Source organism: Paenibacillus sp. P3E, from assembly GCF_001909045.1.
Taxonomy (GTDB): Bacteria; Bacillota; Bacilli; order Paenibacillales; family Paenibacillaceae; genus Paenibacillus_AQ; species Paenibacillus_AQ helianthi.
The window spans coordinates 1-13,647 of record NZ_LVWH01000195.1 but is presented as its reverse complement, the minus strand read 5'-3'; the positions used below and the strand labels follow the sequence as shown (position 1 = coordinate 13,647).

Below are 13,647 nucleotides of genomic sequence, written 5' to 3'. Positions count from 1 at the left end.
CAGTGTATAACTTGGAGCCGACTCCAAGTCAAGCAGAGGATTTTTAAACAAACTCAAGATTGACTTGGAGCTGACTCCAGGTTATACAATGAATAGACACAGTTCAAAATAATCGCGGAAGGTGATCCTATGAGCGAAGCTGGTGTGAACACCGGTGTTGATATGCTGCATGGTTATTCCATTAAACAAACCTCGGAGATTACGGGGATTACAGAGGATACGATACGGTATTATGAGAAGATTGGGTTGCTGCCCCGGGCGCAGCGTAAGGAAAACAGCCACCGTATCTACAGCGGCCACGATATTGAGACCATGAAGCTGATCACCTGCCTCAAAAAAACAGGGATGTCACTGGATGATATGCGCCCTTACCTGGACCTGTCACTGGATTCCAATTTGTCTGAATATCCGGAACTGCATGAGATGATATTAAACCATAAGCAAAAAATACTGGATCAGATCGCATCCTTGCAACAAATTGTAGATCTGATTGACAGCAAAATAGACCAGAACTTTCTTGGGCCGCAGGAATGTGAGCTGACCGGAGATCGGAAGAAAATGCCTGTGCGCCGGACAATCCGATAATAGGCAGTAGGCTCCAGCCCATAGGTTGGGGCTTTTTTCATTGCCGGATCCGGACAGTCTGCTTAGAATGAAAGAAATTCGTAAGACTATGCATTTGGGAGGAGTTACAGATGACACAAATGATTTGCTCTCCGTCAAAATATATTCAGGGGAAAGGCGAGCTCTCGCAGCTTGGACGCTATTGCGCACAGCTCGGAGCGAAAGGAGCCTATGCGATCGTAGATCCCTATATCCTCTCTGTATATGGGCAAGAGGTTGCTGATAGCTTTGAGCGTGCGGCTCTCCGTGTGGTTCAGCATGAATTCCGGGGGGAGTGTTCGATGGAGCAAGTAGAACTACTCATTGGCGGACTTGATGCGGGCATTGGTGTGATTGTCGGTATCGGTGGCGGGAAAACTCTGGATACGGCAAAAGCGGTCAGCCACTTCGCGGGGGTGCCTGTAGTCCTCGTGCCAACGGTGGCTTCCACCGACGCACCCTGCAGCGCCCTGTCCGTGCTATACACGGAGGATGGCCAATTGGACCGTTACCTGCACTTGCGGCGCAGTCCGGATGTGGTGGTTGCCGATGTGGATATCATCGCCAAGGCTCCGGCCAGACTGCTCGCTGCCGGAATGGGCGATGCCTTATCAACCTATTATGAGGCTAGAGCCTGCCGCCGCTCGGGTGCGGTTACTGAGGCCGGAGGAACCGGCTCCATTGCCGCCTTCGCTCTGGCCGGTGCTTGCCGTGACACTCTGCTTGCCTATGGAGCCGAGGCGCTGCGGGATTGCCGGGAAGGTATCGGCTCTGATGCGGTTGGGCGCATTGTCGAAGCCAACATTTATCTCAGCGGCATTGGTTTTGAGAGTGGCGGATTAGCTGCAGCTCACGCCATCCATAATGGGCTTACGGTGCTGGAGGAATGCCGGCATGTGCTTCATGGGGAGAAGGTCGCGTTCACGACACTTGTGCAGCTGATGCTTGAGCAGGCACCGCAAGAGGAGATCGTAGAGGTAATCTCATTTTGCCGGATGGCTGGCCTGCCGTTCACCTTAAGTCAACTGGGGTTGTCCGGCACTCCGGAGGAGCGCCTTATGACCGCTGCTGAAGCGAGCTGTGCAGAAGACAATCCGATGGGGAATATGCCTTTTACTGTGACTCCACAGCAGGTGCTGGATGCTATTCTTGCCGCAGATCGGCGGGGACAGCAGGTCTTGGAGGGCGATTGTTAATAATTACGTAGCCGTCCTGTACATATTTATCCTTTGGGTTCCAAACAATGAGAACTATGGTTGTAGAACTCGAAGGAGGATTCCTTATGAATAAGGGCTATCGTTTGGTTAAACGCACCATGATGTGTCTTATTGCGTTAGTAGTTATACTAACCACACTGTGCATTGCTGTACCACCCGCTCAAGGGAAGGAGATTGCACAAGACCCTGGCGGAATGCAGAAACATCCTGGCGTACTGCTGGCGGAGCCCGTTCCGCCCAGTGGCGGCCGAAGCACACGTGTACAGCCAGCGGAGAACATTTCGGATCACAGCCGTGTAGCCATGATCATTGATGATTTTGGCAACGGGATGCGGGGGACGGATGAGATGTTCGCGTTGCCTGTGAAATTCACGGTGGCGGTCATGCCATTCCTCCCGACTTCGGAGAAGGATGCAAGGCGTGCACATGAGCAGGGCCTGGATGTGCTGGTGCATTTGCCCATGGAGCCGAATAAAGGCAGACCGGAATGGCTGGGGCCTGGAGCCGTCCTGACACGGATGAGCGATACAGAGGTACGCCAGCGGGTGGAGGCTGCACTGGATAATATTCCGTTCGCCATCGGGATCAACAATCACATGGGTTCCAAAGTGACCGGGGATGAGCGGGTCATGGGCATTATTCTGAGCGTATGCAAGGAGCGTGGCTTGTTCTTTGTCGATAGTCATACCAACTACCGCTCGATTGCCGGAAGGATGGCTAGGGAGATGGGACTTCCTCCGGTGGAGAATCACATTTTTCTGGATGATGTCCATACCTCAGGCCATGTGGTGAAGCAAATGCGGCTAGTGCAGGAAAGGGCGAAGAGTCAAACATATTGTGTGACGATCGGACATGTCGGCGTTCAGGGAAAAGAGACCGCCGCAGGCATCCGCAGCGGTATTGCAGAATTGAAAGACAGTGTTGAATTTGTAGGCATTTCGGATCTGGTCAAGGACCAGTGGAAATGGAATTCCAGACTCACACTTCCATAAGGTAGGCAGCGATGCCGCCCGCGATGGCTTCGGCAATTTCCTCCTGGCCTTTCGGGGTACACAGTTTGTCCCGGTCTGCTGCACTGCTAATGAATCCCGCCTCAACGATAACCGTTGTGGCGGTTATTTTGTTGAGCAGATAAAAGGGTTTGCCGGGTCTGGGTGATTCATTTACATCGTAGAGCTGGTTCAGCTGATCTTGAATAGACCTGGCGAGCAGGAAGCTGCGGCCCTCCTGGCGGTACAGCACCAATGGCCCATGTTTCGCCGGAGAAGGCGCCCAGTTGATATGAATGCTGACCACCAGGTTCGCAGGCAGGGTCTCGGCCAGCTCCTTGCGCTGTGCCAGATCACGCAAATGACGGGAGGAGCTGCGCAGCCAGCGGTTATCATCACTGGGAGCGTAATCCCCGGTCCGGTTCAGAATGACGTCAAAACCGTCACTGCGCAGCAGCAGAAACAGGCGGCGGGATATCGCCAGCGTAATATCTTTTTCCAGAATGCTGCCATGCGAGGTGCCGCCGTCAATGCCCCCATGTCCCGCATCAATCAGAATGATCCGCTGATCATGGCCGAGTATTTGTTGGCGTTCCGGCTTCCCGTCTGCTTTTGGAGATACAGGAAGCGGTTGTGCTCCCGCAGCCGTTCCTGACAATAACGAGAGCAGCAGTCCTGCAACTGCGAGTAGCAACCATAAAGGCCTTGTCAGTCTCAGGCAGGGGCTTGCTCTCAGCAGTATTTTCAAGTGATACGAGCTCCTCAAGTGAATAACCTCCTTGTCTGGGCGGGTCAATTGGATGGATTCTTTGTTAGATTGTGCCATAGCTGTCCAAGCTATACGGAACAAAGTGCAAAGGTTTAGCATAAGGGATTTTGGAGCAGACTAGAAATATGATGCTTGAAGCAAGCGTAATGGGACTTCTGAATCAGGGAAACAGGAGGTGATCCGTATGGCTTCCGGGGGAGATGATCTGGTGAAGTACATCACGGAGAAGGTAGTCGTCTATATGGAAGACCCGAAGGCCAGCAGGGAACGGAGAAAGGCTGAAAAGCAGCCCTGGTCGGAAAAATGGTTCGGCATGCTCCCGCTAGGCTGGTCCATATGGCGCAGCAATTGGGCGCGAAACAGTAAGAAATAGAGCAGTACTGACTCGCTTCGCTGTAACGCGTCAAGCCTAGAAGGTTCACCGTAGGCATACACGGTTCAGCCTTATACAGCCCATCTTAAGTAAAGAACCTTCCCATGCCTCTACTTCTGGCATCGGGAAGGTTCTTTGTGTGTACATATGGACATGTTAGCATTACCTCATTTAGGGCCAGAACCTGCCGATACTGCTCCAGAAGTGAAGCCTAGTGCGGCATTGCCAGAAGAAGGAAGCTTGTGCAAGGTACCGCTATGCTGAAGCGCCCCGAAGGGAAGATACCGTCTGCCTTCCGGTCCGGAAGCGGCGTACAGGATGCTGGAGCTAGCGCTAGCCGTGCCGATGCCAGAGTCAGCTGTCCGCCAGCTCTGAAAACCGGTAATCATAAAGGGAGCCCCCAATGCATCATTTCGGCCTCGGGATTGGAAGGCCAAACTGCCGCCTGAGGCTAGCGTCAGGGCGAGTTTGTCGGTGCTGAGATTGGCCAGTGGCGGTGCCGACAGCCAGATCAAATCGGCATAGGGATCATCCTGCCCCTCCGTCAGGTAGACGGGAAGGGGAGAAAAAGCTGTATCCAGGCTGGATAGGGTGCCGCTTCCGGCAGATTTGCCATGCAGAACATCATCCGCTTGGCTGGGACTCCAAGGCAGAACCTGTAATAGGGATGCATTAATATAGAATGTCTTGCTGTCGATCGTTAATTTCCATACGGGCAGCATTGGAGCATAGAGCGCGTCAAGTTCAAGCTTTCCGGAAAAATGGGAGGGGATAAGTTCCTGCTGCACCAGAAACTGGCGCAGATCCTGCATGCTGTAGGGGAGGCCGTAGCTGCCGGCTCCATACTCACTAAGCACATAACCGCCTTGTTCTGCAGCGGTGATAATCAAATAGCCGATCCGTTGCTCTCCGTTCATCACATTAACCAGCCAGCTATGGGTTCCAGGACCGAGGGGGAAATACTCGGTGCTGGCATGTTTCCAGCCCGTGAAGGGAGGATTGGCCGACAGCTTGCTAATCGTTTGACTGGCGAAATCCTGCAAGGATTCCGGTGAGGCAACGGGTGTCATCTCAAGTAAAGGCAGATAGGCTTTGGAGACCGCTTGTGTGACGGTCACCCGGGTCCCTGTGGCTGACAGCTCCGCAGGGAATGCAGAGGCTGAGAACAGCATCAGACCCAGACACAGGCAGAGAAGGAGGCGTGCACGGTATCCGAGAGCGTCCTTCTGCCTAGTTTTTATCTTCATTTGGCGTTCACCTTTCTTAAAATATAAGGATTAATATGTTTCACGCTATAAATCATCCTTCTATTTCTCGCTGAATCGAATACCATCCATAAAAAGATGGCGAAGCCGTTTCCACTTGTCGGAAGTACTGATTGTATTGTAGAGGACAAGCTCTGAAAAGGCTGTTGCTTGCTGTCCGCGGCGGTGCAGGAATTCCGCTGTTTTTTTGCCTGCTTTTAGCGAGCCGGGTCGCATCTTATGTGCTCCGCAGATGGAACAAGCCGTAGGTGACGGCAGAAACTGCAATCTGCGGCTCATACTGCCAGGCTGTCTCCTTGCGGCGGCGGTTGTACTGCTCAAGGATCGCCAGCCGTTTCTCCTCATCCTGCTCCTTAAGCAGCTCCTCATAATAGATATCTACAATGCTCAGCTCCAGCCGCAGCCGTTCACGCGCTTCCTCGGCCCAGGTGTAGTCCAGCAGAGCCAGCTTGGAAGTAAGATAGCCCTCCAGCTTGTCGGCTCCGGCAGCAAGGCTCAGCCCGGAGGGCTCTATGTGAATATTTTCGGGCAAGCGCGGCGTCAATTCACGTGACCCCAGCTTCGCTTCGAAGTCCGGGACAATCAGGCCAGAGGTGAGCGAGACGCCGATGAAATGCAGCTCCTCCCGCTTCAGGTCACAGCTCATTTCCACTTTGTAGCAGACGGCGAGCCAAGGCTCATAGGCTGCCGAGAATAAGGTCATCCGCTGTCTGCTTCCCGGATCCTCGAAGAGCTGCAGGCATTTGCCTTCCTCCCGGGCGGCTGACCAGATCTGCCCCAGCCGCTTGCTGCCGTAGGTGACGTCCTCGCGTCTGATCATGCCGGGACCGATCCGGGGGAGTGGCGGAACGAACCCGAAGAAGCGGGCAAGGATGCTGTCCTGCGGATCAGCCGAGCCCTCCGGTGGTGCCGTCCCGGCTAGAGGCCCGCCGGTAGTGGTGCCGCCGGTGTCCGCCCCGGCTTCCATCCCGGCCGCGCCAGCTCCGGCCGGCAGTCCAGCCGCGGCGGTGCGGTCCCCCGCTCCGCGCGGCTGTCTGGAGGTCGGGGCCGCCTGAGCGGCTGCCGCCAAATGATCGTATTTCTCCGGATCGAAGACGAAGGTGAACGACAGCGTTTCCGGCGGGGTGCCCGTCCGCTCGACAAACCCCCAATAATAAGGCCGGTCTGTGAGCATCCGGTCCGCGCGCGGCGAGAGCTTCACCGTCACATGCAGTGGCGACACTTCGATAATCGAGCACTCTGTGGCCTCCAGATAATCCATGACTTGCTTTCGCACTTCCTGTGGCGTAAGTGTCATGCTCCAGCCTCGCTTTCGTCCCGTACTCCGTGTGTCAGCTCGCTCAGCGATTCGCCGATATGGTCCAGTCCACTGCGCAGCTCCTCGTCGCTGCGGGCTTCGAGCATGATCTTGTACAGGCTTTTCTCCAAAGATTCCTTCTTCTCAAAACGTTCCAGAATAACATCCAGTCCGCCGATGACCATCTCAAACATATTGATCTTCTCATGCAGCAGATGAAGGATATGCTCCTCAATGGTGCCTTCCGTCGAAAGATTGTAGATCACCACATCATTCTCCTGTCCCAGCCGGTGTACACGGCCAATCCGCTGCTCCACCCGCATCGGATTCCAGGGCAGATCAAAATTGATCATATGGTGGCAGAATTGCAGGTTGATGCCTTCGCCTCCGGCTTCGGTGGCAATCATCACCTGGGCGCGGCCGCGGAAGAGATCCATCATCCAGTCTTTTTTGCCCCGGTTCATGCCGCCGGAGTAGGTTACGCACTGGAGACCGTGATCGCGGAAGTACTGGAGCAGGTACTCCTGAGTAGCCCGATATTCGGTGAAGACAATTACCTTTTCGTTCATCCCCCGGATCAGCTCCATGGTTTTCTCAGCTTTTGTGTTCGTCTTGACCGTCCGGAGGGTCTGGAGCAGCTCCATCATCCGCTCGCGTTTTGGCGAGTCGGCCGGAAGCTTTTTGATCAGGTTGACCAGGGTGATAAATACGGCATCACGGCTGCTGCACACCTCCCGCTGAAGCGTGACCAGGGAGAGCATGCTGCTGAGATTGCCGCCCGCTTCCTGATACTGGTCTTTGACAAAGGCGGTAACCCCGTCATATAATACTTTCTCCTCTGGTGAGAGCGTGAGCGGAATATTGCGCACTTTGCGCTTTGTGAAGTTGACCGGACCTTCGCCGCGGCGGTTGCGGATCATGACCTTGGATAGCTCGCCCCGCAGCTGAACCTCATTCTTCGGCTGGCGCTTGTCTACCACGAAATTAGTGGCGAAGTCCCCCTGATTTCCGAGCTGACCCGGCTTCAGCAGCGTGATTAGATTGAACAGCTCACCCAGATCATTCTGAACCGGCGTGGCGGTGAGCAGGAGACAATATTTTTTGCGTAGCTGCTGGACGAACAGATAATTAGTTGATTTCTTGTTCTTGAGTTTATGGGCTTCGTCAATAATCAGCATGTCGTATTCATGATTCAGCAGTATTTCCTTATGCGGATCCCGCTTAGCGGTATCCATGGAGGCGACTACAATAGAGTTATCCCAGGAGTAGGCTTTCTTCTGGGCTACTGCAGAAATGCCGAATTTGGTGTTCAGCTCGCGTACCCATTGAAGCACCAGTGATGCAGGAACGAGAATGAGGACCCTTGTCACAAGCCCCCGTACCAGATATTCCTTCAGCACGAGTCCGGCTTCAATCGTCTTGCCAAGCCCTACCTCATCGGCGAGGATGGCGCGCCCGGACATTTGGAATAGTACCTTGTGAGCGGTATCGAGCTGGTGGGGGAGCGGGGAGAGCCCGGACAAATGCTTCATACACTGCAGCTCATCAAAGCTGGTTACGAGCCCGGATTTCTCACCTTGAATGGCCAACCGGGATAGTCTCCAATTGCCCCAAGGGCCGCCCTTCTCCAGACTTGACTCTAATTCATCCAGCCATTTTCGCTCGAATGACAGAGGTACAGGCAGCACGCTATCGTTGGTCGGGTCCTCTTCCGGTAATGGATTACGGAATAATTGCGTCATGTTGCAGCCTCCTCCGGCGCTTGGTTCATATCGGAATGTGTAGCAGTAGTATGCTCTTAAAAGAAAGGTTTCATAACCTGCTATTTTCGGTCCGATGTTGTAAAATAGCGAGCAAGAGGGAGTAAATGTGCCATCTTTTGCCGAAATTTCGCTGAGAGGCTCCTATTTTCGAAAAAGACCTTCCACACAATATGTGGTATAGTTTAAAAGCTGACTGACACAATATATTGTTACAAATGCTTGAAATTTTGATTACACCGGGCAATTTTCGGTTATTTTTTATTGACAAGAGGATCTTTCTGCGTCCAAGCCGGATGCAGTCACAATCCGCCGAGTTCCGGTTGGAATATGAGGGTTATACCGCTCCGTGAGGCCGGCCGATCCTTATATTTCTTGAAATATAAGGATTTATATGTTTCACGCTATAAATCATCCTTATATTTCACGCTGAAACGGATTCCGTCCCTTAAACGGACGGCGAAGCCGTTTCCACTTGGAGAGTTTTACATATCACAATATCCGGGAGGTTTTTCTATTGAGTACAGTGGAACGCAAACAGCGTCTTGAAGGTCTGAGCGAAAAAATATTTTTGGACCGTTATGCCTGGAAGGATGCAGACAACAACAATGCCAAGGTAGGCGATGTTGTGCTCGTGCTGACGAAAGACGATCCGAAGTTCCCTACCAAGGAAGTCGGGGAAATTGTTGAACGGAGCGGCCGTACGGTAACCGTAAAAACGCGCAGTGGCGAGCTTGTACAGTCAGATGTGGAGAAGCTTACACTTAACATAGAAAAGACCCCGGAGGAAATGTGGGACCGGCTCGCATCCGCCATGGCTTCAGTAGAGGAAACCCCTGAGCTTCAGGAAGAATGGACCGGCAAATTCCGGTCTATTCTGGATGACTGGAAGCTTGTTCCGGGCGGACGCATTGCAGCAGGTGCCGGGGCAAGTGAAGAACTGACCCTGTTCAACTGTTATGTCGTTCCTTCGCCAAAAGACAGCCGTGGGGGCATTATGCAGACGCTGTCTGAAATGACTGAGATCATGGCCCGCGGCGGCGGCGTAGGCATTAACCTGTCCTCGCTTCGCCCGCGCCGCGCTATCGTAAGAGGTGTAAATGGCTCGTCTAGCGGCTCCGTATCCTGGGGTGGATTGTTCAGCTACACCACTGGACTAATTGAACAAGGCGGAAGCCGCCGCGGCGCGCTGATGCTGATGATCAATGACTGGCACCCCGATGTGGTTGATTTCATTACCGTGAAGCAGACGATGGGTCAGGTGACGAACGCCAACCTGTCGGTATGCGTGAGCAACGCTTTTATGAAGGCAGTGAAGGAAGATCTGGACTGGGAGCTGGTATTCCCGGATACGACAGATCCGGATTACGATACCATTTGGGACGGCGATCTGGATAAATGGAAGGCCGACGGCCGGGCCGTGATTCCTTACCGCACAGTCAAGGCGCGTGAGGTATGGCATACCATTATTGAATCGGCATGGAAATCGGCGGAGCCGGGTGTTGTATTCATGGAGTACTACAACCAGATGTCCAACAGCTGGTATTTCAACCCGATCATCTGCACCAATCCATGCGGCGAGCAGGGTCTGCCGGGCTGGGGCGTATGCAATCTGTCCGCCATTAACCTCTCCAAGTTCTACGACGCGGAGAATCATGATGTGGATTGGGCCGATCTGGCGACAACCACCCGTTATTCTGTCCGTTTTCTGGACAATGTTATCGACAAGACTCCTTATCACTTCCCGGAAAATGAAGCGAACCAGAAGCTGGAACGCCGTGTAGGTCTGGGCACCATGGGTCTGGCCGAGCTGATGATCAAGCTGAACATCCGTTATGGCAGCCCGGAATCCCTGGAGTTCCTGGACAAGCTCTACGGTTTCATGGCACGCGAAGCTTACCTGGCCTCGTCCGGAATTGCCGGCGAGAAGGGTTCGTTCCAGGCCTTTGACACTGAGAAATATCTGCTCAGCGGATTCATGAAAAACATCACCGAAACCTATCCTGAAGTCGGTGAATCCATCCGCAAGCACGGCATGCGCAATGTTACCGTGATCACCCAGGCACCTACAGGCAGCACGGGTACGATGGTAGGCACATCGACCGGCATTGAGCCGTATTTCGCCTTCAAATATTTCCGTCAGAGCCGTCTCGGCTACGACGAGCAGTTCGTGCCGATTGCCCAGGAATGGCTGGAAGCCCATCCGGGTGAAGAGCTTCCTGACTACTTCGTAACTTCGATGGATCTGTCAGCGAAGGATCATATCCGCGCACAGGCGGCGATCCAGCGCTGGGTGGACAGTTCGATCTCCAAGACGGCGAACTGCCCGTCCGATTTCACCGTTGAGGAAACGGCAGAATTGTACGAAATGGCTTTCGATCTGGGTTGCAAAGGCGTAACGATCTACCGTGACGGCAGCCGTGACGTACAGATTCTGGAAACGTCGAAGAAGGAAGACAAGAAGGAAACTCCGGCCGCTGAACCTGCTGCACCGGTTGTAACAGCCAGCGCAGTTGTAGCGGCAGCTCCTGCACCGCAAGCCAGCACCGCAGACAGCGGAGACAAGCAATACAAAAAACGCCCGCAGGTCCTGCGCGGCGCTACCTATAAGATCAACACGCCATTCGGTATGGCGTATATCACCATTAACGACCTGGATGGCATTCCGGCCGAAATCTTCCTGAATGTCGGCAAGGCCGGCTCCGACGTCTTCGCCATGGCCGAAGCGCTGGGCCGTGTCTGCTCGCTGTTCCTCCGCTATGGCGACCATGGCGAGAAGGTTGAGCTGCTCATCAAGCATCTCAAGGGCATCGGCGGCTCCGGCGCCATCGGCTTTGGCGCGAACCGTGTCGAGTCCATCGCAGACGCAGTAGCCAAAGCCCTGGAAACCCATGTGCAGAACAACGCCCATGAAGACGATGCGCCTGCTCCAATCGCGGCTACTCTGGAGCTTGATTTCAATGAAACTTGGAATGCAGAATTGAACTCAAGCTTGCCAGCGGCAGCCTCCACGGATGACGGTCACGGCGGCCACGGTACACATAGCCACGCCACCGCCTCCCGCGACCTCTGCCCATCCTGCGGCAGCGCCTCGCTGATTAACATTGAAGGCTGCAAGACCTGCAGCAATTGCGGATATAGCCGGTGCGGGTAAGGATAGGGGTTTAGGAGATATTCTTAGATTGTTGTGAGGGATCACCAAAGCTGCAAAAACGACCACAAATGATGATAAAAGTGGATCATGAAAGATGATAATCCATTAATACATTCAATATAATGCACAATAAAAGTCCCGATTAGGAATTTCCTATATCGGGACTTTTATTTTGTGATAAATAATGTTTATAAACTACCATACCAAGCGTCATCGACAGGCTCCAACCATTCGGTTTCGCCGTCACCAGTTTTAAGCAACTTTGCAGGTTTTCCTTTTTCCTGATACCAACCCTCACCACCTGTAACTAATAAAACCCGCCCAACTTTATGTGAATGCCAGTTATTACGGGCGCCGGGGGCAAAGGTCACGTTTCCGATCGCCTTTAAAATTAGCTTCAACTTTTTTTCCTAATGGAAAAATGGTACTGCTCTATAATTGTTCATTTGACATCAAGGACATCATCTCTATTTTTATTCTTTATAGATTTCCTTTGCGATATTAAAAGCGGACCAAGCTTTGGGCCAACCGGCATAGAACGAAAGGTGTGTAATGATCTCTACAATTTCTTCTTGGGTGATTCCATTTGCTTTCGCTTTATGAAGATGTGGAGTTAACTGTTCAAAGTTTCCTCCTGAGATTAGAGCTGCTACTGTAATCATGCTGCGATCGCGGGAAGAAAGTTCTGTCTCTCTTGACCAAACCTCACCAAACAACACATCATCGTTCAGTTCAGCAAATTTGGGTGCAAATTCTCCCAGTAGGTCTCTTCCTGCAGTTTGTTTCTCTGCCATTGTTACCATCCTCCATTCAAGTATTAGCTGCAACATCATCTAGTGTATACCTTCAAGTGGACTTTACCGCAAGTAGGGATCAATAATTATCGATCTATTCGTGCCCGAAAATATTTGACTTCAAGTTAACTTTAAGTTGTAAGCTGATCTGAGACAGGGGGATTAGCCATGCAAACTATTGATCAACAAAAGCTAACAGGAGAACGCGCACTATTTAAGAGCAAAAATCTTTTGATTAAAAACTCTACTTTTGCGGAAGGTGAATCACCGCTGAAGGAAAGTGCAGATATTACTATCCACAACAGTTTTTTTAAATGGAAGTATCCGCTATGGTATTGTCAGAACATTAGCTTAAAGAGAACAACTCTTCAGGAAATGGCACGCTCAGGAATCTGGTACAGTCATCATATTGATATGAATGACAGTGTCATTGAAGCACCCAAGACATTTCGCAGGGCAAGTGATATCCGTCTGAATCATGTGGATATGCCTAATGCAGAGGAGACGCTATGGAACTGCAAGGATATTGAATTGTTACATGTAACTGCAAGAGGAGATTATTTTGGGATGAACAGCGAAAATATCAGAGTGGATGATTTAACTTTGACAGGAAACTATGCTTTTGATGGTGCGAAAAACATAGAAATCCGTAATTCGCGGCTACTCTCAAAAGATGCATTTTGGAACTGTGAAAATGTCACGGTATATGATTCGTTGATCACCGGAGAATATTTAGGCTGGAATTCCAAAAACATTACGTTTATTAACTGCACTATTGAGAGTAATCAGGGAATGTGTTACATGGAGAACGTGGTAATTGAAGATGGGAGCATAATCAATACGGATTTGGCCTTTGAATATTCCTCTATTAATGTGACAACAACTACAATGATTGACAGTGTCAAAAATCCAATCTCCGGAATCATTAAAGCGAATGGGATTGGTGAATTAATACTGGACGATGAAGAAGTAGTTATTTCAAATACTAAATATGAGTTGAGCTGAATGATCAAATAAAATGAGCTTCTCAGCAAAGCGGATATTTATATTTCTGATATTCTTTGATGCAATATGTAAAGCTTGGAAATACCGGTATGGATGTTCAAGGATTTGCCTTGGTTGTATGGGATTTGGAGACGCAGGGCGGGGGCAGCACCCATGGGTGCTTGATGGAGAGCATACACGGACAGTCATAAAAAAAGCCTTAGAGCTTGGGATTAATTTTTTTGATACGGCGAATGTTTATGCAGATGGTACAAGTGAGGAGTTTGTAGGCCGGGCTCTAAAACAATATGCGAACCGTGATGAAATTGTCCTTGCGACGAAGGTGCATTTCCGAATGCATGAAGGTCCTAATGGTGCAGGACTCTCCCGAAAAGCGATCATGAGTGAGATTGACAAGAGCCTCATGCGATTAGGTACCGAT

The 13,647-nt window shown here is 51.7% G+C and carries 13 protein-coding genes and 1 pseudogene; 7 read left to right on the top strand and 7 right to left on the bottom strand.

The window, feature by feature from the left end:
* Window positions 1-129 precede the first annotated feature (129 nt).
* The 3 genes from A3842_RS23570 (at window position 130) to A3842_RS23560 (ending at window position 2,812) form a co-directional block, all read left to right on the top strand.
* The gene (locus tag A3842_RS23570; RefSeq protein WP_256701834.1) at window positions 130-585 is read left to right on the top strand and encodes a MerR family transcriptional regulator; all 456 of its coding nucleotides are present in this window, start codon (window positions 130-132) and stop codon (window positions 583-585) included.
* A gap of 110 nt (window positions 586-695) precedes the next feature.
* Complete coding sequence (locus tag A3842_RS23565) at window positions 696-1,799, top strand: glycerol dehydrogenase (RefSeq protein ID WP_074102927.1); 1,104 nt, start codon at window positions 696-698, stop codon at window positions 1,797-1,799.
* Between the two features lie 86 nt (window positions 1,800-1,885).
* Window positions 1,886-2,812, top strand: coding sequence for a divergent polysaccharide deacetylase family protein (locus A3842_RS23560; protein ID WP_244169872.1), 927 nt, complete (start codon window positions 1,886-1,888; stop codon window positions 2,810-2,812).
* On the opposite strand, the gene A3842_RS23555 is transcribed toward A3842_RS23560, so the two are convergent.
* Window positions 2,799-3,557: an N-acetylmuramoyl-L-alanine amidase gene (locus A3842_RS23555; RefSeq protein WP_074085116.1), complete on the bottom strand. Its 759-nt coding sequence runs from the start codon at window positions 3,555-3,557 to the stop codon at window positions 2,799-2,801. The genes A3842_RS23560 and A3842_RS23555 overlap by 14 nt on opposite strands.
* Before the next feature lie 205 nt (window positions 3,558-3,762).
* Here A3842_RS23555 and A3842_RS23550 point away from each other — a divergent pair, with 205 nt between their 5' ends.
* The gene (locus A3842_RS23550; RefSeq protein ID WP_074102925.1) at window positions 3,763-3,951 is read left to right on the top strand and encodes a YqzE family protein; all 189 of its coding nucleotides are present in this window, start codon (window positions 3,763-3,765) and stop codon (window positions 3,949-3,951) included.
* Between the two features lie 167 nt (window positions 3,952-4,118).
* On the opposite strand, the gene A3842_RS33450 is transcribed toward A3842_RS23550, so the two are convergent.
* From A3842_RS33450 to A3842_RS23535, 4 genes are read right to left on the bottom strand one after another with little or no spacing between them, the layout of a single operon-like run.
* A complete protein-coding gene (locus tag A3842_RS33450) occupies window positions 4,119-5,198 on the bottom strand; it encodes a hypothetical protein (RefSeq protein ID WP_074102924.1) in 1,080 nt (359 codons plus the stop codon).
* Window positions 5,199-5,258: 60 nt separating this feature from the next.
* Window positions 5,259-5,432, bottom strand: a complete 174-nt coding sequence (locus A3842_RS32680; protein ID WP_167374754.1) for a hypothetical protein — start codon at window positions 5,430-5,432, stop codon at window positions 5,259-5,261.
* Between the two features lies 1 nt (window position 5,433).
* Window positions 5,434-6,513: a YqhG family protein gene (locus A3842_RS23540; RefSeq protein WP_074085119.1), complete on the bottom strand. Its 1,080-nt coding sequence runs from the start codon at window positions 6,511-6,513 to the stop codon at window positions 5,434-5,436.
* Entirely contained in the window at window positions 6,510-8,255 is a 1,746-nt protein-coding gene (locus tag A3842_RS23535; RefSeq protein ID WP_074085120.1) for a DEAD/DEAH box helicase, read from the bottom strand. The genes A3842_RS23540 and A3842_RS23535 overlap by 4 nt, the downstream gene beginning before the upstream one ends.
* A 535-nt stretch (window positions 8,256-8,790) precedes the next feature.
* Between A3842_RS23535 and A3842_RS23530 the strand changes: the two genes are divergently transcribed.
* Entirely contained in the window at window positions 8,791-11,427 is a 2,637-nt protein-coding gene (locus tag A3842_RS23530; protein ID WP_074102923.1) for an adenosylcobalamin-dependent ribonucleoside-diphosphate reductase, read from the top strand.
* Between the two features lie 188 nt (window positions 11,428-11,615).
* On the opposite strand, the gene A3842_RS23525 is transcribed toward A3842_RS23530, so the two are convergent.
* Together A3842_RS23525 and A3842_RS23520 are read right to left on the bottom strand one after the other, a co-directional pair.
* Window positions 11,616-11,828 carry a cupin domain-containing protein gene (locus tag A3842_RS23525; protein WP_256701833.1) on the bottom strand — a complete coding sequence of 71 codons (213 nt, stop codon included), beginning with the start codon at window positions 11,826-11,828 and terminating at the stop codon, window positions 11,616-11,618.
* Window positions 11,829-11,900: 72 nt separating this feature from the next.
* On the bottom strand, window positions 11,901-12,221 hold the full coding sequence (locus tag A3842_RS23520; protein WP_074102922.1) for a carboxymuconolactone decarboxylase family protein: 321 nt from the start codon (window positions 12,219-12,221) through the stop codon (window positions 11,901-11,903).
* A gap of 168 nt (window positions 12,222-12,389) precedes the next feature.
* On the opposite strand from A3842_RS23520, the gene A3842_RS23515 reads away from it, so the two are divergent.
* The gene (locus A3842_RS23515; protein ID WP_074102921.1) at window positions 12,390-13,226 is read left to right on the top strand and encodes a DUF3737 family protein; all 837 of its coding nucleotides are present in this window, start codon (window positions 12,390-12,392) and stop codon (window positions 13,224-13,226) included.
* Window positions 13,227-13,285: 59 nt separating this feature from the next.
* Window positions 13,286-13,647 (top strand): annotated as a pseudogene (locus A3842_RS23510) (aldo/keto reductase); the annotation flags it as partial.

What these genes read in the sequence shown, in the direction of transcription:
- A3842_RS23570 (WP_256701834.1), top strand. Translation starts at nt 130, where the DNA reads ATGAGCGAAGCTGGTGTGAACACCGGTGTTGATATGCTGCATGGTTAT.
- A3842_RS23565 (WP_074102927.1), top strand. Translation starts at nt 696, where the DNA reads ATGACACAAATGATTTGCTCTCCGTCAAAATATATTCAGGGGAAAGGC.
- A3842_RS23560 (WP_244169872.1), top strand. Translation starts at nt 1,886, where the DNA reads ATGAATAAGGGCTATCGTTTGGTTAAACGCACCATGATGTGTCTTATT.
- A3842_RS23550 (WP_074102925.1), top strand. Translation starts at nt 3,763, where the DNA reads ATGGCTTCCGGGGGAGATGATCTGGTGAAGTACATCACGGAGAAGGTA.
- A3842_RS33450 (WP_074102924.1), bottom strand. Translation starts at nt 5,198, where the DNA reads ATGAAGATAAAAACTAGGCAGAAGGACGCTCTCGGATACCGTGCACGC.
- A3842_RS32680 (WP_167374754.1), bottom strand. Translation starts at nt 5,432, where the DNA reads ATGCGACCCGGCTCGCTAAAAGCAGGCAAAAAAACAGCGGAATTCCTG.
- A3842_RS23540 (WP_074085119.1), bottom strand. Translation starts at nt 6,513, where the DNA reads ATGACACTTACGCCACAGGAAGTGCGAAAGCAAGTCATGGATTATCTG.
- A3842_RS23535 (WP_074085120.1), bottom strand. Translation starts at nt 8,255, where the DNA reads ATGACGCAATTATTCCGTAATCCATTACCGGAAGAGGACCCGACCAAC.
- A3842_RS23520 (WP_074102922.1), bottom strand. Translation starts at nt 12,221, where the DNA reads ATGGCAGAGAAACAAACTGCAGGAAGAGACCTACTGGGAGAATTTGCA.
- A3842_RS23515 (WP_074102921.1), top strand. Translation starts at nt 12,390, where the DNA reads ATGCAAACTATTGATCAACAAAAGCTAACAGGAGAACGCGCACTATTT.